Annotated in this window: 23 protein-coding genes; 16 read left to right on the forward strand and 7 right to left on the reverse strand. The window is 64.6% G+C overall.

Going from position 1 to position 21,990, the window contains the following annotated elements; genetic code table 11:
* Positions 1 to 185: 185 nt before the first annotated feature.
* A complete protein-coding gene (locus ABWK72_RS08490) occupies positions 186 to 326 on the reverse strand; it encodes a hypothetical protein (protein WP_367874358.1) in 141 nt (46 codons plus the stop codon).
* A 102-nt stretch (positions 327 to 428) separates the two neighbouring features.
* Here ABWK72_RS08490 and ABWK72_RS08495 point away from each other — a divergent pair, with 102 nt between their 5' ends.
* The 5 genes from ABWK72_RS08495 (at position 429) to ABWK72_RS08515 (ending at position 5,897) form a co-directional block, all read left to right on the forward strand.
* Positions 429 to 1,631 (forward strand): glycosyltransferase family 4 protein, encoded by a 1,203-nt coding sequence (locus ABWK72_RS08495; RefSeq protein WP_367874359.1) that lies wholly within the window; start codon positions 429 to 431, stop codon positions 1,629 to 1,631.
* A 28-nt stretch (positions 1,632 to 1,659) separates the two neighbouring features.
* Positions 1,660 to 2,838, forward strand: coding sequence for a glycosyltransferase (locus tag ABWK72_RS08500; protein ID WP_367874360.1), 1,179 nt, complete (start codon positions 1,660 to 1,662; stop codon positions 2,836 to 2,838).
* Between the two features lies 1 nt (position 2,839).
* Positions 2,840 to 4,210 carry a hypothetical protein gene (locus tag ABWK72_RS08505; RefSeq protein WP_367874361.1) on the forward strand — a complete coding sequence of 457 codons (1,371 nt, stop codon included), beginning with the start codon at positions 2,840 to 2,842 and terminating at the stop codon, positions 4,208 to 4,210.
* Positions 4,207 to 5,469: a glycosyltransferase gene (locus ABWK72_RS08510; protein WP_367874362.1), complete on the forward strand. Its 1,263-nt coding sequence runs from the start codon at positions 4,207 to 4,209 to the stop codon at positions 5,467 to 5,469. Before ABWK72_RS08505 ends, ABWK72_RS08510 begins: the two co-directional genes overlap by 4 nt.
* Before the next feature lie 179 nt (positions 5,470 to 5,648).
* Positions 5,649 to 5,897 carry a hypothetical protein gene (locus ABWK72_RS08515; RefSeq protein WP_367874363.1) on the forward strand — a complete coding sequence of 83 codons (249 nt, stop codon included), beginning with the start codon at positions 5,649 to 5,651 and terminating at the stop codon, positions 5,895 to 5,897.
* A 216-nt stretch (positions 5,898 to 6,113) separates the two neighbouring features.
* Here the strand turns inward: ABWK72_RS08515 and moaA are convergent, their stop codons facing one another.
* Positions 6,114 to 7,115 carry a GTP 3',8-cyclase MoaA gene (gene moaA, locus ABWK72_RS08520; protein ID WP_367874364.1) on the reverse strand — a complete coding sequence of 334 codons (1,002 nt, stop codon included), beginning with the start codon at positions 7,113 to 7,115 and terminating at the stop codon, positions 6,114 to 6,116.
* A 90-nt stretch (positions 7,116 to 7,205) separates the two neighbouring features.
* Here moaA and ABWK72_RS08525 point away from each other — a divergent pair, with 90 nt between their 5' ends.
* Positions 7,206 to 8,354 carry an acetylxylan esterase gene (locus ABWK72_RS08525; protein ID WP_367874365.1) on the forward strand — a complete coding sequence of 383 codons (1,149 nt, stop codon included), beginning with the start codon at positions 7,206 to 7,208 and terminating at the stop codon, positions 8,352 to 8,354.
* A 469-nt stretch (positions 8,355 to 8,823) separates the two neighbouring features.
* Here the strand turns inward: ABWK72_RS08525 and ABWK72_RS08530 are convergent, their stop codons facing one another.
* The 4 genes from ABWK72_RS08530 to ABWK72_RS08545 form a co-directional block, all read right to left on the reverse strand.
* Entirely contained in the window at positions 8,824 to 10,506 is a 1,683-nt protein-coding gene (locus tag ABWK72_RS08530; protein WP_367874366.1) for a hypothetical protein, read from the reverse strand.
* A 109-nt stretch (positions 10,507 to 10,615) separates the two neighbouring features.
* On the reverse strand, positions 10,616 to 11,887 hold the full coding sequence (locus tag ABWK72_RS08535) for a 3-deoxy-D-manno-octulosonic acid transferase (protein WP_367874367.1): 1,272 nt from the start codon (positions 11,885 to 11,887) through the stop codon (positions 10,616 to 10,618).
* Positions 11,888 to 11,898: 11 nt separating this feature from the next.
* Positions 11,899 to 12,456 (reverse strand): 16S rRNA (guanine(966)-N(2))-methyltransferase RsmD, encoded by a 558-nt coding sequence (gene rsmD, locus ABWK72_RS08540; RefSeq protein WP_367874368.1) that lies wholly within the window; start codon positions 12,454 to 12,456, stop codon positions 11,899 to 11,901.
* A 246-nt stretch (positions 12,457 to 12,702) separates the two neighbouring features.
* Positions 12,703 to 13,287: a hypothetical protein gene (locus ABWK72_RS08545; RefSeq protein ID WP_367874369.1), complete on the reverse strand. Its 585-nt coding sequence runs from the start codon at positions 13,285 to 13,287 to the stop codon at positions 12,703 to 12,705.
* Positions 13,288 to 13,682: 395 nt separating this feature from the next.
* Between ABWK72_RS08545 and ABWK72_RS08550 the strand changes: the two genes are divergently transcribed.
* The 10 genes from ABWK72_RS08550 to ABWK72_RS08595 all read left to right on the forward strand — a co-directional run bounded on the left by ABWK72_RS08550 (position 13,683) and on the right by ABWK72_RS08595 (position 20,081).
* Positions 13,683 to 14,822, forward strand: coding sequence for a MalY/PatB family protein (locus tag ABWK72_RS08550; RefSeq protein WP_367874370.1), 1,140 nt, complete (start codon positions 13,683 to 13,685; stop codon positions 14,820 to 14,822).
* An 81-nt stretch (positions 14,823 to 14,903) separates the two neighbouring features.
* Entirely contained in the window at positions 14,904 to 15,092 is a 189-nt protein-coding gene (locus ABWK72_RS08555; protein ID WP_367874371.1) for a hypothetical protein, read from the forward strand.
* Positions 15,073 to 15,333, forward strand: coding sequence for a type II toxin-antitoxin system RelE/ParE family toxin (locus ABWK72_RS08560; RefSeq protein WP_367874372.1), 261 nt, complete (start codon positions 15,073 to 15,075; stop codon positions 15,331 to 15,333). The genes ABWK72_RS08555 and ABWK72_RS08560 overlap by 20 nt, the downstream gene beginning before the upstream one ends.
* Positions 15,334 to 15,338: 5 nt before the next feature.
* Positions 15,339 to 15,650 (forward strand): HigA family addiction module antitoxin, encoded by a 312-nt coding sequence (locus ABWK72_RS08565; protein ID WP_367874373.1) that lies wholly within the window; start codon positions 15,339 to 15,341, stop codon positions 15,648 to 15,650.
* A gap of 10 nt (positions 15,651 to 15,660) precedes the next feature.
* On the forward strand, positions 15,661 to 16,227 hold the full coding sequence (locus ABWK72_RS08570) for a hypothetical protein (RefSeq protein ID WP_367874374.1): 567 nt from the start codon (positions 15,661 to 15,663) through the stop codon (positions 16,225 to 16,227).
* Between the two features lie 65 nt (positions 16,228 to 16,292).
* Positions 16,293 to 16,973 carry a hypothetical protein gene (locus ABWK72_RS08575; RefSeq protein WP_367874375.1) on the forward strand — a complete coding sequence of 227 codons (681 nt, stop codon included), beginning with the start codon at positions 16,293 to 16,295 and terminating at the stop codon, positions 16,971 to 16,973.
* A 101-nt stretch (positions 16,974 to 17,074) separates the two neighbouring features.
* Positions 17,075 to 18,079, forward strand: a complete 1,005-nt coding sequence (gene bioB / locus ABWK72_RS08580; protein WP_367874376.1) for a biotin synthase BioB — start codon at positions 17,075 to 17,077, stop codon at positions 18,077 to 18,079.
* A 92-nt stretch (positions 18,080 to 18,171) separates the two neighbouring features.
* Complete coding sequence (locus ABWK72_RS08585; RefSeq protein ID WP_367874377.1) at positions 18,172 to 18,960, forward strand: DUF3108 domain-containing protein; 789 nt, start codon at positions 18,172 to 18,174, stop codon at positions 18,958 to 18,960.
* A gap of 183 nt (positions 18,961 to 19,143) precedes the next feature.
* A complete protein-coding gene (locus ABWK72_RS08590; RefSeq protein ID WP_367874378.1) occupies positions 19,144 to 19,353 on the forward strand; it encodes a hypothetical protein in 210 nt (69 codons plus the stop codon).
* 104 nt (positions 19,354 to 19,457) lie between these two features.
* Entirely contained in the window at positions 19,458 to 20,081 is a 624-nt protein-coding gene (locus ABWK72_RS08595; protein WP_367874379.1) for a DUF1080 domain-containing protein, read from the forward strand.
* Between the two features lie 74 nt (positions 20,082 to 20,155).
* Here ABWK72_RS08595 and ilvD read toward each other — a convergent pair whose 3' ends face one another.
* The gene (gene ilvD / locus ABWK72_RS08600; RefSeq protein WP_367874380.1) at positions 20,156 to 21,856 is read right to left on the reverse strand and encodes a dihydroxy-acid dehydratase; all 1,701 of its coding nucleotides are present in this window, start codon (positions 21,854 to 21,856) and stop codon (positions 20,156 to 20,158) included.
* Between the last annotated feature and the right edge of the window lie 134 nt (positions 21,857 to 21,990).

The following is a 21,990-nucleotide window of genomic DNA, read 5'->3' on the forward strand; positions in this document are numbered from 1 at the left end:
CCCTCGGAGAAGAAGTCTTCCCCTCCCCCGCGCAGCGGCAGACCGATTGATGATTGGAAGATTGATGATTGACTCCGGCGTTTCAGGCACAGCTGTGGCAATAGTTAGGTCCATGCGGGTGGGATCGCGATCTCATGGCTTACAATCGTAAAGACACGGCTGCGGATTCTTTCTTGGAAGTTTTTTCACAAGAAAGGGCGGGAGGAAAAGGCGACGAGGTCTTCGGCAGTCTCCCGGCGGCCGCTGAGGCCGTGGGCAAAACGGAGGAGCGGGCCTTCCTCCGCCTCGAAGATCTGCCGCAGACTTGGTTTGTCCTCGGTAGTCATTGTGACGATGATTTCATCATACGCGATCACGTGAACACCCCGCGTTGACGCCCCCCCTCCATTCGCTAGCATCGCGTCGCACCCCCCGTGCACTCCCCCCGCATGAAGATTCTGGTCCATGATTACGCCGGCCATTCCTTTGCCCCGTCCCTGAGCCGCGCCCTGGCGGCACGCGGTCACGAGGTGGTCCACGCCTTCGCCGGCTCCCTGCAGACGCCGCGCGGCGATCTGAAATGCAAGCCCGGCGATGCCGCCAGCCTGGAGTTCCGCGAATTCCCGATGGATCCGAACTACACCCGCTACAAGTATTCCTTCCGCCGCCGCCGCAGCATGGAGATCCGCTACGGCCAGGATGCCGCCGACTTCGTCCGCTCTTGGAAGCCGGATGCGGTGCTCTCCGGCAATACGCCGACCGAGACCCAGGAGCCGATCACCCGCGCCACCGTCGAATCCGGCGGGCGCTTCTACTACTGGGTCCAGGATTTCTACAGCCTGGCGGTGGACAAGCTGCTGCGGAAGAAGATCCCGGTCGCCGGCGGCTTCATCGGCGCCTGGTACCGCCTGCTCGATTCCCGGCAGTTCAAGCGCAGCAGCGGGATCGTGACGATCACCGAGGACTTCACCGCGATCCTGAAAGATGAATTCGGCGTCGATCCCGGACGTGTCTCGGTGGTCCCGAACTGGGCCGTGATCGAGGAGATCCCTTCCCTGCCGCAGGACAACGAGTGGTCCCGCCTCCACAATCTCAACGGCAAGTTCGTCTTCATGTACACCGGCACGATCGGCATGAAGCACAATCCGGCGATGCTGCTGGAGCTGGCGAAGCGCTTCAAGGACCAGCCGGAAGTGGCCGTCGTCGTGGTCTCCGAAGGCATCGGCGCGGACTGGCTGCGCCGTGAATCCGAGGCCGCCGGGGTCGATAACCTACTACTTCTCCCGTACCAATCCTTCGCCGACCTGCCGGCCGTGCTCGCCACCGGCAGCGTGCTGGTGGGCATTCTCGAGGAGGACGCCGGAATCTTCTCGGTGCCCTCGAAAACCCTGAGCTACCTCTGCGCCGCACGCCCGCTGCTGCTGGCCGTGCCGAAGGAGAACCTGTCCGCGCGGATCACCCGCGAACAAGGTGCCGGCATCACCGTCCAGCCGAAGGACCTGGAAGGCTTCATCGCCGCCGCCAAGTTCCTGCACGCCTCGCCGGACGAGTGCGCGGAATTTGGTGCCAAGGCCCGCGCTTACGCCGAGGCCACTTTCCCGATCGAGAAGACCGCCACCACTTTCGAGAGGATTCTAACAGCCAAGCCGTGAGGCCCGCGGCAAGCTTCACCCGCCCGCCATGCGCTGTCTCTGGATTACCCGGCAAGACCCACGCCCCGCCAATAGCGGCGAGCTGATCTACTCGCTGGGACTGCTCCGCTCGCTAGCCGCCCAGCCGGGTGTCGAGATCACCGTGCTCGCGCATCGCGCGACACGAGCCGACGGGGAGGAGCCGCCGATCACCTGGGATCTTCACGGCAGCATCCCGAATGGCCGCCTGAAGAGCCTGCTTTCGGCGCTGCCGGGCGATGCCTACCGGCTCGGCAATCCGGTCCAGCGCCAGGGGCTTTCCTTTCTGTTAGAGAAGGCCTGGGACTGGGTCATCATCGACCAGGCCGCCTGCGCTTGGGCGCTCGGGATGATCCCGGCGGGCACCAAGGTCCTCTACCTCGCCCACAATCACGAAGCCGCGGTGCGCCGCCAGGTGGCCGGGGACCGCGGCGGCTCTTTCCCGATGCGGATGGCCCTGAAGTGGGACGCGCTAAAATACGCGCGCATGGAGGGCATGCTCGCCCGCCGCGCCAACCTGATCTCCGCGATCACCCCGCGCGATGCCGAGGCATTCCGCCGTGAAGCTCCCGGCGTGCCCGTCTTCGTCCTGCCGCCCGGCTACAGCGGCCCCATCCCCGCCGGCCGCGCCCGGACGATCGATCCCGAGACGCCGCGCCGCGTGGTGCTGGCCGGAGCCTTCGAGTGGCTGGCCAAGCGCCGCAATCTGGAGGCATTCCTGCACGCCGCCGCGGAGCCCTTCCAAGCCGCCCACATCGGCTTCCAAGTCGTCGGCAAGGCGGATCCGGCGTGGTTCGCCGCGCTCGCCAAGCAATTCCCCTGGGCCAGCTTCCAGGCGAACGTGCCCTCGGTCGCACCCTACCTCGATGCCGCGCGGATCGGCCTGATCCCGGAAGCACTCGGCGGCGGCTTCAAGCTGAAGGCGCTCGACTACATCTTCCGCGGCCTGCCGCTGGCCTCGGTGGAAGCGGCGCTGAGCGGTGTGCCGGTCGATCCGCACAGCGAGGCGATCGCCGCGCCCGATCCCGCCGCGCTGGCCGCCGCGGTGGCCGCGAAGATCGACGATCTCGAGTTCCTCAATCACGCCGCAAGCCGGGCGCTGGATGCCTGCCGTTCGGCCTTCCGCTGGGAGGACCGCGGTGTCACACTCGCCGCGGCACTGCGGGATCCCGCCTCCTGCCAGCCCTGAGATGAGCACCCGCCAAGATCCCGTCGATGTCCCCGCCACCCCCGCCGCGCGCTGGGTGGAAGGACTGCTGTGGGTCTTCATGGGCTCCTTCGCACTCGACTACCGCGCGTCCATCGCGCGCGAGGCCGGTGCCGGCGCGGGACTGGACCAATTGGTCTTCCTGAGCATGGCGCTCCTCTCGACCGGCGGGATCCTGTTTCTCGGCTGGCGTCACCTGCTGGTGCGGCCGGGGGCATGGTTCATCCTCTTCTGGGGCGGCTTCCTGGCCTTCATGGCGGCGAATTCGCTGCTCCAGGGCGTCCAGCCGGGCCGCGCGGTGCGGATCATCCTGCCGCTTGCACTCTGCCTGGCGGGGATGGTGAATGCCCACATCGCCGGCTGCGTGGGCGTGAAGCCCTCGCGGATCGTCATGCCGGTCTTCGCCGCCGCTTGCACGAACATCATGTGGCGGATTTTCCAAGGCTTCGTGTTCAAGGGCGTGACCTTCGACACCGCCCGTACCGAGGTCCAGAGCGCGGCCAACAACTGGCTGGCAGCGTGGATCGGCTGCGCGCTGCTGCTGCGCTCCCGCTTCCACTGGCTGCTGCCGCTGGCGATCGGCGTGCTGTTCTTCGGCATCTTCATCACGGTCACCCGCTCGCTGCTCTTCCCGGTGATGGCCTCGGCGGCGGCGGCCTCGCTGTGCTTCCTGCTCGGCAAGCGCTGGGGACTCTACCAGCCCATCGATGCCGTGAAGCGGCTGTGGCCGCTGGCGCTGATCGGACTGATCTCGGTCGGTGCGATCGGCCTGGCCTTCGTGGCCCAGCCCCACCAGATCGAGCGCTGGAACGAGCGGCTCTTCCACCACGCGGGCGACCGCAATGTCACCGAGGACATTTCCTACCTGACCCGCCGCGCCGAGGCCGACGGGATCTTCGAGATCCTCAACCGCGATCCGGTGCACTACCTCTACGGCAGGGGCATCGGCGCTTCCTACTACTGGCACTCGAAATACATGCCGGCGATCCACCTCGTCTATCCGCCGACCGAGGAAATCGGCAACGACGTCTGGTTCGCCGGTCACTCGACCTGGACCTACTCGCTCTTCTCCGGCGGCGTGATCGGCCTGCTGGCGCACCTCTCGCTGATCGGCGGGGTGATGGCGGCCTCGCTGCTGGCGGCACGGGCGAATGCCTCGCACCCCGGGCCCGACCAATGGCTGGCCTTCTTGCCATTTATCGCGGCATGCTGCCTGCTTAGCGAGAGCCTGACCTCCAATCCCTTCGACGAACGGCTCGCAGCCATGATTTTCGGCGTGATGGCGGGCCTCTCCCAATCTTTCCTCGTGCGCGCTTCCTGGGTCCATGCCGGGCTGCGCACCTCTCCTAAATGACCGCCGATTCGCAGCCGACGAAAACCGTCGCCCTGGTCGATCCCTTGTGGGTCGGCCACCACCCGATGTACTTTTCCCAGTTCACCGCCGCCTTCCTGCGGCTGGGTGCCTGTGTGATCGGCCTCTGCCCGAATCCGGCGGAAGCCCTTGCCGGGGCCCGGGCCGCCTCGATCGCGAGTGCCGCGGAATTCGAGAAGAAGGTCAGCACGCACCACCTGGCGGGCGGCAAGCGCAGCTGGTTCGGCGGCCGCTACGAGGGCGACCCGCTGCGGACCTACCAACGCTGGAAGCGCTGCGCGGACACCTTGTTCGAAGCCGAGCAAAAGGTCGGACGTAAGGCCGATCTGGTGTTCTTCCCTTACCTCGACAGCTACCTGCGCTTCCTGCCGATCCCGACGATCCCGCGCATGACCATCGACCGCCCCTGGAGCGGCCTCTACCTGCGCAATCACCACTTCGGCGAGGCCGCCTCACCGAAGAAGTCCCTGCGGCTGCTGGCGAAGGGCGATGCGCTGATCCGCAGCCCCCTGTGCCGCGGGATCGGCGTGCTCGACGAACGCTTCGTGGGACCGATGGAAGCTTACACCGGCACCAAGGTCCACGGCTTTCCCGACGTGACCGACTTCAGCCTGCCGCCGCAACCCTACGGGCTGGCGCAGGAGATCCTGCGCAAGGCAGCGGGGCGCAAGGTGATCGGCCTGATCGGGATGGAGCGCCGCAAGGGCCTGCTCAACCTGCTGCGGGTGGCGGAGAAGGCACGTGAACTACGGCTTCCCTGGTACTTCGCCTGCGCCGGCCGCTTCGAACGCCCCGAATACAGCGCGGAGGAACTGGAGCTGGTCGACGCCACGGTCCGCCGGATCAAATCCGGCGAGATCGACAACGTCCACTTCGACCCGCAAGCAGGACGCATTCCCGAGGAGTCGGACTTCAACTCGATCTTCAAGACCTTCGACGTCGCGTGGGCCGCCTACGAGGACTTCGAGGGCAGCAGCGGCGCGCTGGGCAAGGCGGCTTCCTTCGACATTCCCTGCCTGGCGACCACCGGCGAGTGCATCGGCCACCGCATCGAAGGCTACCGCACCGGGCTGACGATCCCGCAGGGCGACTCGGTGCGGGCCTTGGAAGCGATCGAGCGGATGCTCGGCGGGAAGGACTGGGACGGCGGAGCGCTGGTCCCGGACTACCCCCGTTACCGGGAGGACCACAGCTCGGCACGTCTGGAGCGGCTGCTCGGGGATTTGTTGAAGGGAGTGTAGCTTCCTTAAAAGGGGTACCCTTAAGAGGGATAACCTTTGCGTGCCGTTTGGGGCTACGGGTGGTGTGCCGTTCGGGGCACCACGCGCGTGCCGTTCGAGGCTACGGGTGGGAGTCCCGTTTCGGGGGGCACCCTCACGGGGTGCTTGACATTTCACGTGAATACTGTTCACCTGAACTCGTGAACACTTACGACATCCATCCCCTCCGCAACGGTTCCGGCGTCGGCCTCACCGATTCCCTTGGCCGCCATTCGGATCTGTGGTTCCGCACTGCCGTCGCGGCGATGGAGTATGCGGGCTTCTCCGCGCGCCGCGATGGCGGGACGATCCGGGTCTTCACGGCGAGCGGGACGGTGCAGTTGGAAAGGGAGGTGCGGGCGGATCTGCCAAGACGGGCCGAGCCGGTGTTTGATTTCGCGCGGGGATAGGGTGTCCAACACGGCTTGTGCCCCCCTGGGACCGCGGAGGCACCGCCCCGCAGAAGCGACCTCAGCGTGCCGCTCCTTGTGCGAGGGAAGAATGGATAACGCCGCTGCGATCCTGCGGACCTTTTTGTGGATAGGCACTCCATGGACCATTCTGCGGGGCGGTGCCTCCGCGGTCCCAGGGGGGCCGTCCGTCGTTCGACACTTGCTGGTCATCCCCTACCCTCCCAGGTAGCTCATTTCCGCCTTGGGCTTGGCGGCGAGGCCGCGCTCCTCGGAATAGCGGTCTTCCCGGACCGCCCACATGCCGCGCACGGCGGCGCGCAGCATCTCATCCCCCGCCCCGCTGCGGAGCATGCCGCGGATGTCCTGGCCGGAGGCGGCGAAGAGGCAGGTGAAGAGCTTGCCATCCGCGGAGAGCCGCAGGCGCTGGCAGTCCCGGCAAAAGGGGCGCGTGACAGAGGCAATCACGCCGACTTCGCAAGTGCCATCGGCATGCGCCCAGTGCAGGGCGACCTCGCCGCGGTAGGCGGGATCGCGCGGGGCGAGATCGAATTCCTGGCCGAGAATCTCCAGCAGTTCCGTGGCGGGCACGACCTCGGCGAGCTTCCAACCATTAGTCTCGCCGACGTCCATGTATTCGATGTAGCGGAGGTCGATGGCCTGCTCCTTCGCCCAGCGGGCGAGCGGCAGGATCTCGCCTTCATTCACGCCGCGCTGGATCACGGCATTCACCTTCACCTTCAGCCCGTAGGTCCGCGCGGCATTGATCCCGGCGAGCACGCGTTCGACCTTCGCGCCGACGCCGTTCATGCGGGCGAAGGTCGCTGGATCGAGGGCATCGAGGCTGACGGTGGCGCGGGTCAGCCCGGCGAGCGCGAGGGCCTCGGCATGGTGGGCGAGGAGGACGCCGTTGGTGGTGAGCGCGAGGTCCTTCACGCCCTCGACCGCGGCCAGCATCGCCACCAGATCCTCAATGCCATTGCGAAGCAGCGGCTCGCCGCCGGTCAGGCGGACCTTCTCCACGCCAAGCGGGACCAGCAGGCGGGTCAGGCGCAGGATTTCCTCGAAGCTGAGCAGGTCCTCCCGCGGCAGGAAGCGGTAGCCCGGGCCGAAGACTTCCACCGGCATGCAGTAGCGGCAGCGGAAATTACAACGGTCGGTCAGCGAGATCCGCAGATCCCGCATGCCCCGTCCCAGCTTGTCCAGCGGCCCGCTCACAGCGCTACGATGGACCCGAACCGGCTTGGCGGAAAATGAAATCCTTGGCCCTCCCTTGAAAGCCCCTCATCCGCTACCCGTAGCGCTCGCATGCAAACCCGCTCCGCCTTCCTGCTCCTGGCCATGATCGCCTCCTGCCATGGCGAGGAAGACCTGAAGCTGCCCGATCCGCTGACGGATGCGCAGGGCAAGCGGGTGACCAGCGCGGAGGAGTGGAAGAAGGAGGTCCGGCCGCGCACGCTCGAGTTCTTCCGCAGCCAGGTCTACGGCCGCAGCCCGGCGGCACCGGCGATGGACAAGGCGAGCTCATCCTTCACCCCGCGGGAGATGCCCGGCGACAGCAAGGTCACGATGACCGATTGCCTGCTCAAGTTCCCGGCACCGAAGGGGGAACTCCAGATCAAGGTCTGCCTGGTCGAGCCGAAGGCGGCGGGGAAGCCGGTGCCGCTTTTCATCCTGATCAACAACCGCTCGCCCGATCTCGCCACGGTCGATCCGCCGAATGAATTCTGGCCAGCCGCGGAGATCGCCAAGCGCGGTTATGCCACCGCGATCCTGCATGTCGCGGAGATCGATCCGGACAAGAACGAGGGCTTCAAGGACGGCGTTCACGCGCTCTTCGACAGCGCGCCGCGGCAACCCGACTCGTGGGGGACCATCGCCGCGTGGGCCTGGGGAGCGAGCCGGGTGATCGATGGGCTGGCCGGGCGCGCGGGTATCGATCCCGCGAAGATCGCGGTGGTCGGCCATTCGCGCGGTGGCAAGGCCGCGCTGTGGTGCGGGGCCGAAGACGAACGGGTGGCGCTGGCAATTTCGAACGAATCCGGCTGCACCGGGGCTGCGCTGTCCAAGCGGATCTCCGGTGAGACGGTAGCGGTCATCAACAAGGCCTTCCCGCATTGGTTCTGCGAGAACTACAAGCGCTACGACGGGAAGGAGCAGGACCTGCCCGTGGACCAGCACCAGTTGCTCGGGCTGATCGCGCCGCGGCTGGTGTATGTGGCGAGCGCCGCCGGGGACGATTGGGCGGACCCGCGGGGCGAGTTCCTGTCCTGCGTGCATGCCGGGCCGGTGTATCGCTTGCACGGAGGCGCGGGGTTGGAAAACGAGACCATGCCGGAGCCGGGCGGCCATCTCCATGGAGGACGGATCGGCTACCACATCCGGCCCGGGACGCACAATCTGACCCTGGTGGATTGGCGGGAGTTCATGAAGTTCGCGGACGGGAAGTGGAAGTGAGCGGTTGAATGGAGAGCGCCGTCGCGATGCTGCGGACCGGATCGCGGGGAGAGGCGGTTCTGGACCACTCTGCCGGGCAGTGCCCGGTGGTTCCAGTGGGGCTGCTCCTGTGTTGCACACGGAAGATGCGGCCGAAAAGGAAGGCTCCGGCGCTGGGAGTGCGGAGCCACCGGCCCGCAGAGCGGTCCAAGTGATTTCGGGCGCAGGCGAGGCTGGCAGCAAGGCGACGGCGCTATCCGCACACGCCGCGTGAATTGCCTAAGCTACAGGGGACCACTCTGCGGGCCGGTGGCTCCGCGCTCCCAGGGGAAGAGCCGTCCGTGAGGCATCACGAGAATATGAGGGTACGAGCAGAGCAGGCTGCCGCAGTCCATGGCGGCGGAGCCGCAGAGAAGGCACTTGGTTGGCGCCGTCCGCCTGAAGGCGGGACTACGTACCCTTGAGGGCGGGCTGTTAGGGACCGTGCGGGTTACTTTTCCTCGATGAGCGAGGCGATCTTGCCGCGCTTTTCGAGACGGCGTCTCCAGATCATGGCGGAGCCGCGGAGCAGCTTGAGGCGGCTCGGAGACATGCGGGTGATGACGCGGATCATCTTCGCCGGACTCTGGACGGTCAGCTGGGGCTTGCGGTTCCGCTTGCGCTTCTTGCGCTTCTTCTTTTTGGCGGACTTGGTGGCGAGGGGTGCCTTGTCTTTCGCCGGAGCGCCAGTGGCAGCTCCGCCTCCACCCTGCGGGGCACGGCGGCGGGGCAGGACGATGGTGTCATCGGAGAAGAGCAGGACGTGGCCCTGGGTCAGCAGCCAGAAGAGATCGGCGAGCCACTCGGTGCCGGCTTCGGTCTGACCTTCGGGCAGAACGCCGGTCCAGAGCTGGGCGAGCTTGGCGACCGGGTTCGCTTCGAGCCAATTGACGATCGCGGCGGGGCGCTCGGCGAGGATGGCGTCGGTGGTAAGCGGATGCGGACGGGCGGGGCCGGTGAAGAGCTTGCCCTCGCGCTTGAAGACGGAGAGATGCTCGTTCTCGAGAAGGCGGCAGATCGCGGGGATCAGGATTGCGGCGTGCTTGCGGGCATGCGAGCCGGCGATGCGGACGCATGCGAGCAGGCCCACCGACATGTTCTTGGCCGGGACGTCGCCGGGGATTTCCGTGGCGCGGGTTTCCTCGAAGATTTCCGGGAAGACGCGCACGGCGAAGTCGCGCTCGATCTCGCTGCGGTCGAAGCGCCAGGCATCGTCGCCGCCGCCGACGGGCCGCCAGCGGACGCGCTTGCGCATGGTATCGAGCCAGGCGTTGACGGCTTCCTCGCCGCGCTCGGTGCGGACGCGGGAGGAATAGACCTCGAAGGGCAGATTCGGGAAGCGCTCGCGGTGGATGCGGCGCAGGGTGGTCTGATAGGAGTGGAAATTCGGTGGGCCAAGCCACTCGCCGCTCATGCCGCAACGGGCAACCACCTGGAAGTTTCCGGCGGGCGGATCGGTCTCGGTTTCCTCAGACTCGTAGTACTCGTTCGCCGCTTCCGATTGCCAGAAGTGGGCGACGGCCTCTTCCTTGGTCAGCCATAGCGACTGATCCTTGCGCGAGAGGAAGAGCGGCGGTGCATTGCCCGCCAGCGAGAAGTTCAGGCGATAGCGGTCGCGACCGGCGAGCAGGATCTGCGCGACATCGTAGAGCGAATAGACGCGGGCAACGTGATGGATCTCGCGGACGATGAGATGCACCGCCTCGGCAGCCGGGGTGATGGTGACGCGCACGCCTTCCGCGGGCTGCGGGAGTTCGCGCGGGCCGCCGAAGTCGCGGCCACCGCCGCCCCTGCGATCCCGGTCTCCGCCGCGGTCACCGCCACGGTCGCGATCATTGCCGCCACCGCTTCTGAAGTTGCGTTGGTCGCCGCGCGGGCCTCCTCCTTGACCTGGAGGACCTCCGCCACCACCGCGGTTGTCGCGACCACCGCCACCTCCACCGCGGCGATCGAAATCCCTCCGCTCGAAGTCGCCCCGGCCGCGCGGTTCATCGCGGTCGCGACGTTCGCGGGGTGCTTCTTCGCCATGTTTTTCGACGGATTTTTTCGCAGCAGCATCGGTCCGTGCCCAGGAAGGGCCCAGTTCGAATGCGGACAGCAGGCGCTTGGCCAGCTCATCGGAGGGATCGCTCACGCCGCCGAGATTAGCGGGCGTTTGGGAAATGACAAACCCGCCTTACAACAATCTCTGCCCTCATTTCCGGCAGAAAAGCGCTGTGCATTCTAACACGCCGCGCGCCTGTTTAACTCGCCAGCATGTCGAGCATCCGGCCCGTCGCACCGGTGTGAATGGCGAGCACGCGCGCTGCGGCATCGCACATCCGGGAGCAGCGTGCGGGGTCGGCCAGCAAGTCGTTCGCGGTCGTGGCAAGCTGCGCGGCATCGGTGAAACGGATCGCTCCGCCGGCGGCCACGAGCGATGAGGCGAGTGGCTCGAAGTTCTCCATGTGCGGGCCGAAGAGGAGCGGCTTGCGGGCGAGGATGGCCTCCGCAGGACTCTGGCCGCCGGTGCCGAGGATGCTCTTGCCGATGACGACGAGCGTGGCATGCGCGGTCCAATCGCGGAGTTCGCCGGTGCTATCGATGACGAAGCACGCGCGCGCGGGATCGGCGGGCGGATGGAAGGCCGAGCGCAGTATGACCTCGCGATCCTCCGCTTCGAGTGCTGCCTTCACTTCGGCACGGCGTTCGGCATGACGCGGGACCACGGCGTAGAGGGCGGCAGAGTCATGCAGCGCGGCGGCGAGCCATGCTTCTTCATCGCCATGGGTGCTGGCGGCGAGGATGACGGGGCGATGCGGGCCGAAGGCGGCGAGCATGTCCGTGAACTCCGGACGCAGGGCGGGCATGACCGCGGCACCGGGATCGAACTTCGAGCTGCCGGTGACGGTGATCTTGTCGCGGGCGACGCCGAGTGCCTCCCAACGCGCGATGTCCGCTTCCTCTTGTGCGGCGACCTTGTCGAGCATCGCGAAGATCGGCTGCACGATCGGGGCGAGCTTGCGGTAGCGCTTCTCCGAACGGGGCGAGAGGCGGGCATTCACGAGGCGCACGGGAATGCCACGCTTGCGACAGGCGAGCAGGAGGTGCGGCCAGGCTTCGCCCTCGACCAACACGATCTGGGCGGGCTCGAAGCGATTCAGATAGCGGGCGACACAGATGCGCAGATCGACCGGCGAGTAGGTGACGCGCACGTCATCGAGATCCGCCTCCACCGCGACGGCGTGGCCGGTGGCGGTGCCGGTGGCGATCACGAAGCGCTGGGCGGGATCGCGATCGCGCCAAGCGCGGATCAACTTCAGCGCGAGCAGGGTCTCGCCCACGCTGATCGAGTGGAGGTGGACCGCGCCGCAGGGTTCATGATCGAGCGGCGGCGTGTAGATCGAGAAGCGTTCACGGAGGCCGCTGCCGAATCCGCCGCGGCGTCCCATCCTGGCCAGCCAACCGGGCAGCGCGGTGAGAAGGAACACGGGCAGCAACAGGCGGTAGAGCCCGAGGACAAGGCGGAACAGCATCGGCGCGGAGGCTAGGAAGCGGGCGCGGCAGCGTAAAGCAGGATGGCGCTGCCACCATACTCGCGGCGGTCCTGCAGCGCCCAGCCGGGGCCTTCCGGGCTGCGCGAGGAGGAGGAGCATTCCCCAATGAACCAGCCGCCCGGGGCGAGGCGCGGGGGTAGCGCGGGGTTCGCGAGCAGTTCCTTCAGGTGATCGCGTTCGCCGGGGAATTTCGCGTAGGGAGGGTCGGCGAAGATGAGATCGTAGGTGGCCATGTCCTTGGCGAGCCAGGCGTGGACATCGGCGCGGATCACGCGGCCGCCGGTGAGTTTCGCCTTGGTGAGGTTCTCCCGGATCACGGTTTCGGCCTGGCGATGTTCATCGACAAAGACGCAGGAGGCGGCACCGCGGCTGAGGGCTTCCAAACCGATGGCGCCGGAGCCGGCGAAAAGATCGAGGACGCTGCTGTCCTCCACCGTCGGGCCGAGGATCGAGAAGATCGCCTGGCGGACAAAATCGGTGGTCGGCCGGGCAACGGCCTTCGGCACCTTGATGGCGAGTCTTCCTGCGGTTCCTGCGATGATGCGCACAGAGGAGGATTGCAGGGGAAAGCGGCGGGCGGCAATCTTGCAATCGGGGTGGGCGTTAACACCCGTTTCGGATGAGGTAACGGCGGAGGCGCAGAGGTCGCGGAGGAGCGCAAAGAAAGGCACCAGGGATGTGGAGTTTTGGGCCGGGATGGATAGGATGGATGGGATTGAGAAAGACGGTGGAGTGCATTCCTGGATTCACGGGTCTGATCCATCCATCCCATCCATCATGGACCCCTCCCCCGCTCACTCTTCCGCCATCGGCACCAGGCTCACGCCGGAGGTGATCGATTTCCAACGTTCTCCGAAGACCTCGCCGGCTGGAATCGCGGATCCATCATCCACATATTTCGCGGGCAGCGGATAGCTGGTCCAACCACGCTCGGTGTGGCAACGCGCCATCAACTGGCCATGGGACCGCACGATCTGGAGGCGATACGGCGCTGGCCCGGGCGCAGGAACTCCGTTGGGATCGACCGCAGCCGCCTGGGTCGGGTGGGCATAATCCCAGGCGATGCTTTCCACCAAGGCTTGGCCCCGGGGGCCATCCATGGCGGCACCGAGTTCGGATCTCATCTGTCCGAGGACCTCCTTCACCGGCTCCCGCACGCGGGTCGCATCCAGCACCACTTCATGAGGAGCGACCTCCTTCACGCGGAGATTTGCCATCTCGGCTTTTTGGATGTTGGCACCCGCTCTTTCGAAGATGGACAGCACTTCATCGCGTTCCGCGTCGGTGGCATCGAGGAGCGTCAAGGCCTCGTTCACCTTTTCCTTCCCGAATCCCGATTCGTCGCGCGCGGAGCTGAAGAAGAGAATCCCATTGCCCAAGCGACCGCTGACGAGCCTGGCGACTTCGCTCAGCGGGATGGAAACCTTCGGCTCGGAAGGCTTCGCGGGGCTTCTGGAGGACCGTGTCCGGCGAACGGGGTCATCGTTTTCCCCACTCGGATTTTTAGGGCTACCGCCCTGTTCCGTGCTCCTCTCCCCGGACGGCTCCGTGGAAGAGTGCAGACCGGGGGCCACGAGGAGGCCGAGGATAAACCCAACCACCGCACCCGCGCCCACCTTCCACCCTGATTTCATGTCGCCCCCCCCTATCTACCATCGACGCAGACGGCAACTCCCGGGTTTCACAACCGGAGGTTCTAAAATCAGGTGCGCGCCCCCAGACAAAAGCGGCACCCGCGCTTGATGCGGCGGGGGATTGCGCCTAAGTCCCCGGCGTGATCCACGATTTCGACGTTCCGATCGTCCGCAAGGGCACTGGCTGCATCAAGTTCGACCGCAGGCCGGAGCTCGATCCCTTCTGGGTGGCGGACATGGATTTCGCCTCCGCGCCGGCGATCATCGAGGCGCTGCACGCGCGGGTGAATCACGGGGTTTTCGGCTATGCGCAGGCGCAGGAGGGACTGAACGAGGCGATCGACCTTTACCTGTCCCGGCAGCGCGGGGTAACGGTGCCGGGCGAGCAGGTGGTGCATCTCGGCGGCCTGGTGCCCGCGCTTTCTTTGGCGGGCCGCGCCTTCTGCAAGGATGGCGAGGCGCTGATGACTTGCACGCCGGTTTATCCGCCTTTCATCGGGGTTCATCACGACGGTCCCGCGAAGCTGATCACGGTCGACCACGTGGAGACCGACGGGCGCTGGGTCTTCGATTGGGCAGCGATGGAAGCGGCGGTGACGCCGGAGACGAAGGTCTTCCTGCTGTGCAATCCCCAGAATCCACTGGGGCGCGTTTTCACCCGCGAGGAGGTTGAAACGCTGGCCCGCTTCTGCGTGAAGCATGACCTGATCCTGGTGTCCGACGAGATCCATTGCGACCTGGTGCTGGATGCCGAGAAGACGCCGCACTTCTCCGCGCTCGAACTGTCCGAGGAGTTGCGGCAGCGGACGATCACCCTGCTTTCCCCGAGCAAGACCTGGAACATCGCGGGTCTCGGCTATGCCTTCGCGGTGATCCCGGACGACACGATCCGGCGCAAGTTCACCGCGCAGCGCGGGCACACGCTTTCGGAGATCAATGCGCTTTCTTATTATGCCGCGGAGGCTGCCTATCGCGATGGGGAAGAGTGGAGGCAGCAATTGCTCGAATACCTGCGCGGCAACCGGGCGGCGCTTGATGCTTTTGTTAGCGAGCGTCTGCCTTCGCTGAAGATCGTGCCGGGTGAGGCGACTTATCTGGCGTGGATCGATGCGCGTGGGATGGGGGTGGAGAATCCGGCGCAGTATTTTGAGAAGAAGGCGGGGCTTTTTCTTTCGGATGGTGCCTTCTTCGGCTGGCCGGGATGGATCCGGTTTAATTTCGGATGCACCCGGGCAAGGATGTTGGAGGGATTGGAGAAGATGGCGGCGGTGATGGTGTAGGGCACGGCTAGCAGCCGCTACTCCAGACACCGGCCGACATCGCCCGTCGACTTTCCGGGGAGGTCGTGGTAAACCTTCTCCATGACCACTCAGTTCCTTACCGACGACCAAGGTCAAAAGATCGCGGTGGTAATTCCTATTGCTGACTATGAGTCGCTGATGGAAGACGTGAACGATCTGGCGTGTGTCGCCGAACGGCGGGGTGATGAGCGTATTTCCCTGTCCGACCTGAAAAAACATCTGATCGCGGATGGCCTCCTTCAGGATTGAATTCGCTCGCTCCGCCGCGAAGGATCTCCGGGCGATTGACCAGCAGTGGATCCCCAAAATCGTTGCGGTGATTGAGATGCTGGCTGACGAACCCCGGCCCGGAGGGTGTAAGAAGCTGGTGGGATCCGACTTCACTTACCGGATTAGAATCGGCGACTACCGCGCCGTCTACGAAATCCAAGATGCTTTGTTGATCGTCTTGGTCGTGAGAGTGCGTCACCGGCGCGACGTTTATCGATAATAACCATGGCCTCACCAAATCAGCTGGCGATGATCCACCCGGGTGAAATCCTCCTTGAGGAATTCATTAAACCGATGGGCTTGAGTCTTGCCGCCGTCTCGCGCGCCACGGGCATTCCGGCTTCCCGAATCACGGAGATCACCAGGTGCCGCCGGAGCATCACGGCAGAATCCGCGCTGCGCTTCGCCAAATTCTTCGGAACATCCGCGGCGTTCTGGGTGGGATTGCAAGCCGAGCATGATCTTGAGGAGGCGGAGAGATCGGTGGGCGCGGCAATTGAGCGCGAGGTCAAAACTTTCAGCAGCACTCGGCGCTGAGGATTCCGGTATGCACCGCTTTTACTTCCCAGCCTGCCCGGTTGACGGGCCGATCGATCCGCCCGCTCCTTTCGGCCACTTCGGCTCGCGCGGTTGCATCCCGAATAAATGCAAGACCTGCGCCTGCTCTTTCGAAGGCGGATGCACCCGTTCCTTCGCGGAGCTCAATCGCTATATGCATCTCGATTTCGGGCCCTGCGGGATCCATGGCCCGACCGATCCGGTCCACTACGAAGACTCCTTCATCGTCTCGAAGGTTGAGATCCCCCGCAAGTGCGCGAAGTGCCCTTTTCTCTTTAACGATGCCATCCGGGGATTTGAATGCCGCAAGGACGAAGAAAAGTGGGGAGACTGCCGTCGCGGGCTCGACTGGGGCGCATGGCGGCCCGTCCGGATTTATGTTGAACTGCCGCACCCGAAGGTAAGCACGAAGTCTCTGGTCGAAGCGCTAAACGCGGGCGATCTGGTCGGCTTCCTCAAAGAATACCGGCGCTCCAACCCCGGCGTGCCCTACAGCGAGGCCAAGGAGGACTTTGCTCGTCTCCGGGCGCTAATTAGCGGAGAAACAGGCGTGTAGAAGCCCGGGAAATCGCGGCAAACCCGCTCCTTGCCAGCGCTTCGCGATTCCTTACAATCCTCCGCATGGCCCGCTCGCTGCGCCTCGCGCTTTTCTCGCTTTTCGTCCTGATTTCCCAGGCTTCCGCCGATCATGTGATCCTGACCGGCGGGCCGGCGCTGCGGCATTGGGAGAATCTGCGGGTGCCGCAGGACCAGCATGATCGCTGGTGGGCGAATTTCGTGCGCGCCTCCACGCTGCGCATGGTGGAGATCCGCAAGGCTTACGGCGAAGGCGCGCCGATCGTCTGGATCGTCTATCGGCCCGGCTACCAGGATCGCGGCCGGGAGGATAGCAAGCCTTACACGAACTGGATCACCGATCTCGCCCGCGACCGCCGGGTCACGCTGGTGTGGGTCGATAGCACGGCGAGCACGATTTCCGCGCTGAACAGCCGCCCGCGCGGTTCGGTGCAGAGCTTCGACTACTTCGGCCACTCCAACAAATTCTGCTTCATGCTCGATTACAGCGGAGGGATCATGGGTGCCTGTACGGCTTGGATCCACGAGCGGGATCTTTCCAAGATCAAATCCTCGATCTTCGCCAAGGATGCCTACTGCAAAAGCTGGGGCTGCCATACGGCCCAGAGCATGAGCGGTGCCTGGAAGAGCAAAATAGGCCTGCGCCTGGAAGGTGCGAAAGGCAAGACCGATTACACCGTGGTCGGCCAGGGCAAGCTTCCGATCGGTGAAGGCTGGGTGCGGTGAAGTTCCAAGTAAGAAGTGCCAAGTCCCAAGGAACAGCCCTCCTTCCCCGGCACACTTCGGTTTAGAAATTAGGGCTTAGTAATTCGTAATTTTTCTCTCTGATGCTTCTCGCCGATCTCCAGCGCTTTCACTCCCTGCCCTTCTTCGAGCTCCTCCAGCAGGCGCGCGCCGTGCATGAGGCGAATTGGCCGGAGAACGATGTCCAGCTCTGCACCCTGCTTTCGATCAAGACCGGCGGCTGCTCGGAGGACTGCTCCTACTGCGCCCAGTCCGCCCGCTACAACTCGGGCATCGAGATCGAGCGCCTGCTGGGCAAGGACGTCATCATGGAGCGTGCGAAGGCGGCCCGCGATACGGGCTCGACCCGCTTCTGCATGGGGGCCGCATGGCGCGGTGTGCGCGGCGGGACGCAGCGCTTCGAGCAGGTGCTCGATATCGTGCGCGATGTTTCCACGCTCGGCATGGAGGTCTGCGTGACCCTCGGCGAACTCGGTCCGGACGAGGCGAAGGCGCTCAAGGAAGCCGGGGTGACCGCCTACAATCACAATCTCGACACCTCGCCGGAGCACTACCCGAACATCGTCACGACGCACACTTACGAGGACCGCCTGCGGACGATCCGCAATGTGCAGGACGCCGGGATGTCGGTCTGTTGCGGCGGGATCCTCGGCCTCGGCGAGACCATCGACGACCGCTTGAAGATGCTGGAGGTGATCTCGGAATTCAATCCGCAGCCGGAGAGCGTGCCGATCAATTCGCTGATGCCGATGCCCGGCACCCCGCTGGAAGGCTCGAACGCGGTGGATGTCTTCGATCTGGTGCGGATGATCGCCGTCACGCGGATCGCGGTGCCGCGGGCCAAGGTGCGTCTCTCCGCGGGGCGCACGCGGATGTCTGATGAAACGCAGGCACTCTGCTACTTCGCCGGCGCGAATTCGATTTTCTACGGGGACAAGCTGCTCACCGCGAAGAACCCCGCGGTGGAGAAGGATCGCGCGCTGCTGGCCAAGCTCGGTCTCGGCACGCTGGCCCCGAACCCGGCGCTCGCCGCGCCGGAGACGGAGGAAGAGCGACCGCTGAGCCCGGCGTGCTGCGGCTGCGATTGATCCGCGGTGAACCCCGGGGGGCGGGCTTGCAAATAGCCCCATTACCCATTTCGCCTTGAATGCTACGGCTTTGCGAGGAGTCTTAGGGTTAAATGATAAAACCCCTTGCCCTCCTTTTTGCCCTGAGTCTTCCCGCGGCCGCGGATTGGAAGGCTGAGGTCACCCCCGCCAAGCTTGGCCCGATGCGGAACCTGGTGCCGCAGGAGTTCGTCTACCGGCTTTCCTGGAAGGGCATGGTCGATGCCGGCAAGCTGACTTTCACCTTCGGCGCTCCCGATCCCAAGCACCCGTCCGACTACGCCGCGCGCGTCACCGGCGGCAGCAGCGGCCTGGCGTCGAAGCTCTATCACCACAAGGTCTCCCTCATCTCGCGGCTCGATCCGGCCACCCTGCGCCCGCGCGTCTCGGTGGGCATCCAGGATGAGGGTGACGAAACCGCCTCAACCCGCAATACCTGGGCGGGACCGCTGGTGACCAGCGAGCGCACGATCACCATTACCAAGAACGGCAAGTCCGCCATGGCGAAGAGCGAGTTCCGCTTCACCCCGGTGCACGACATGGTCTCTGCGATGCTTCATGTCCGCAGCCAGAAGCTGGACGATGGAGACACGCTGGTGATGCCGATGCTGCCCTTCGACAAGCCGTATCTCGTGCGTGTCCAAGTCCTGGGCCGCGAGAAATTCGCAGATCGGGATACCATCAAACTCTCGGTGGGACTTGAGAAAATCGATCCTGCCACCAAGGCTCTCCTGCCTTACAAGAAGCTCAAGAGCGCCACGATTTGGCTATCCGATGACGCGAACCGTATTCCGGTTGAGATCCGGTCGGAGGTTTTCATCGGCGATGTGCGCATGACCTTGGCCGATGCGCGCAAATTGTAATCCAAGGATAGGGGATGGCAATTCACCGCCGATGACTACACCGGCGGGTGGAAACCTGCGTAAATACCCCGCTTGCCAGAATGACCGATTTTGGGAATGTTAGGCAAACAGTTGCTAGCCTCAAGCGCATCGTTGCACTTTGCATGAATTTTTAAGTGTTCCAATCCCCCACCCACCCTACGAATGACCGCTCAGAACGACGATGATTTGCTGCATGCCCTGTCGACCGAACTTTCAACCCTGAGCGGGGAGGGTGCCGAGCGATTGTGCAACATCCTGCGTGGGATGTTCACCTGCATGCAGGATCTCAATCAGCGCTTGGGCGCGCTGGAAAAAGGCGGGGTCTTCAATGACGTCCCTGACAGCCGCAGGGAAAATCAAAACAGCCGCTAGTCCTTGAGGATGGCGACTGCTTCGTGATACGAAAGGCGATGTCGCATTTTCCAGTCACGACGCTGATATGAATCCCCGGGAGCGATGTATTGTTCCGGATCGCCATGTCACGCCCGCTCCTCTCTCTATTGCTTCTGTGTACCATCGTCTCCGCAGATCCGGTCCCCCTGTTTGATGGCAATAGCCTCGAAGGCTGGGAGGGGGATGCCAAGGTTTGGCGGGTCCAGGACGGGGCGATTGTAGGCGGCTCGATGGAGGGCAACGCGCGGAATGAGTTCCTCGCCACTAGGAAGCCCTACAAGAACTTCGTCCTCCGGCTCGAATACAAGCTGACGGGCACGGAAGGTTTCGTGAATGGCGGCGTGCAGTTCCACAGCAAGCGCGCGGAAAAGCAGGAGCATGAGATGATCGGCTATCAGGCGGACATCGGCGGCGGCTACAGCGGCTGTCTGAACAATGAACTGCGGAAGCCGCAGTTTCTCGGCGTGGCGGACAAGAAGTTGGTCAACTCCATCGAGAAGCCCGGCGAGTGGAACCGCTACGAAATCCGCGTGGAGGGGCCGCACATCCAGCTTTCGATCAACGGGACCAAGACCTCCGAATACACCGAGAAAGATCCGGCGGTCCCGTTAGAGGGGCTGATCGGCCTGCAGATCCACGGCGACTGCAAGGCCGTGATCTCTTTCCGTAAGATCGAGATCGAGACGCTGCCGGATACGCCGAAGTGAGTCGCGCAAATGGAACGGACAGCTTGTCGCCAAGCTGCCCGTCGCCGTTTGGAAAACAGTCGTCGCGGGGACGATCAGAGGTACTTGTCCGTCACCGCACCCTCGCTGGCGGAGGTGGTGAGCTTCGCATACTTCGCCAGCACGCCGCGGGTGTAGCGCGGTGCGGGCTGGACCCACTGCTCGCGGCGCGCCTTGAGGGTCGCGTCGTCGAGATCGACGGAGATGGTGTTGTTCTTCGCGTCGATGGTGATGATGTCGCCTTCGACGAGCAGACCGATCGGGCCGCCTTCGTGGGCTTCGGGGGTGATATGCCCCACCACGAAGCCGTGGCTGCCGCCGGAGAAGCGGCCGTCGGTGATCAGTGCCACGGTCTTGCCGAGCCCGCGGCCCATGATGGCGCTGGTCGGCCCGAGCATCTCGCGCATTCCCGGGCCGCCCTTCGGTCCTTCGCGGCGGATCACGATCACATCGCCATCCACGATCAAACCGGCGAGGATGGCCTTCAGCGCGTCGTCTTCGGAGTCGTAGACGCGGGCCTTGCCGGTGAAGAGTTCGCCTTCCTTGCCGGTGATCTTGGCTACCGCACCGCCGGGCGCGAGATTGCCGTAGAGGATGCGCAGATGGCTGTCCTTCTTGATCGGATTGTCGAGCGGGCGGATGATCTGCTGGTCTGCAGGGTAGAAGATCGGGGAATTGGCGAGGTTCTCCGCCAGGGTCTTGCCGGTGACGGTGAGGCAATCGCCATGGAGCAGGCCGGCGTCCAGCAGGATGCGCAGCAGCGGGATGGTCCCGCCGATTTTCACCAGCGCGGCCATCGAGTATTTACCGGAGGGCCTGAGGTCGGCCAGCAGCGGCACGCGCTTGCCGATCTCCGTGAAGTCGTCGATGGACAGCGGCACTTCCGCCGAGTGCGCCACCGCCAGCAGGTGGAGCACCGCATTGGTCGAGCCGCCGAGCGCGATCACCACCGTGATGGCGTTCTCGAAAGCCTTCCGGGTCATGATATCACGCGGCTTGATGCCCAGCTTGATCATGTTCAGCACCGCGGCACCGGCATCGAAGCAATCCTGCATCTTTTCGTCGGAGATCGCCGTCTGGGCGGAGGAGTTCGGCAGCGACATTCCCAGCGCCTCGATCGCGGAAGCCATGGTGTTCGCCGTGTACATCCCGCCGCAGGAGCCCTCGCCGGGAATGGCGCAGGATTCGATGGTATCCAGCTCTTCGTCGGTGATCTCCCCGGCGGCGTGTTTGCCCACGGCCTCGAAGACCGAGACCACGTCCAGTTCCCGAAGTTCGCCGCGGATCGTGGCGCAACCCGGCAGAATGGTGCCGCCGTAGACGAACACGGAGGGACGGTTCATCCGCGCCATGGCCATCACGCAGGCGGGCATGTTCTTGTCGCAGCCCCCGATCGCCACAAAGCCGTCCATGCCCTCGCAGCCGACCACGGTTTCGATGGAGTCCGCGATCACCTCGCGGGACACGAGGGAATACTTCATGCCTTCCGTGCCCATCGAGATGCCATCGGAGATGGTGATCGTATTGAAGATCACGGCCTTGCCGCCCGCCGCATCGGCTCCCTTCGCGGATTCGCGGGCGAGGCGGTCGATGTGGATATTGCAGGGCGTGACCTGCGACCAAGTGGAGGCAATCCCGATGTTCGGCTTGGCGAAATCTTCCTTTTTGAAGCCGACCGCATAGAGCATCGCACGGGAGGCGGCGCGGTCGGGACCGTCGAGCATCAAGGAGGAATGGGGTCGGCTTGGGTCGGACATGGGGCGGTGACGTTAGGGGCTTTTTCCGGGGAGCCAAGAGCGAATGGAAGACCGAATTACTAATGACCAGGCACTCATTTTCAAACGAGTCCGGTTTGGAAGGGAGGAAGGCTGCCGCTCAATCCGCACTCATG

Source organism: Luteolibacter sp. Populi (assembly GCF_040801775.1).
GTDB lineage: Bacteria > Verrucomicrobiota > Verrucomicrobiia > Verrucomicrobiales > Akkermansiaceae > Haloferula.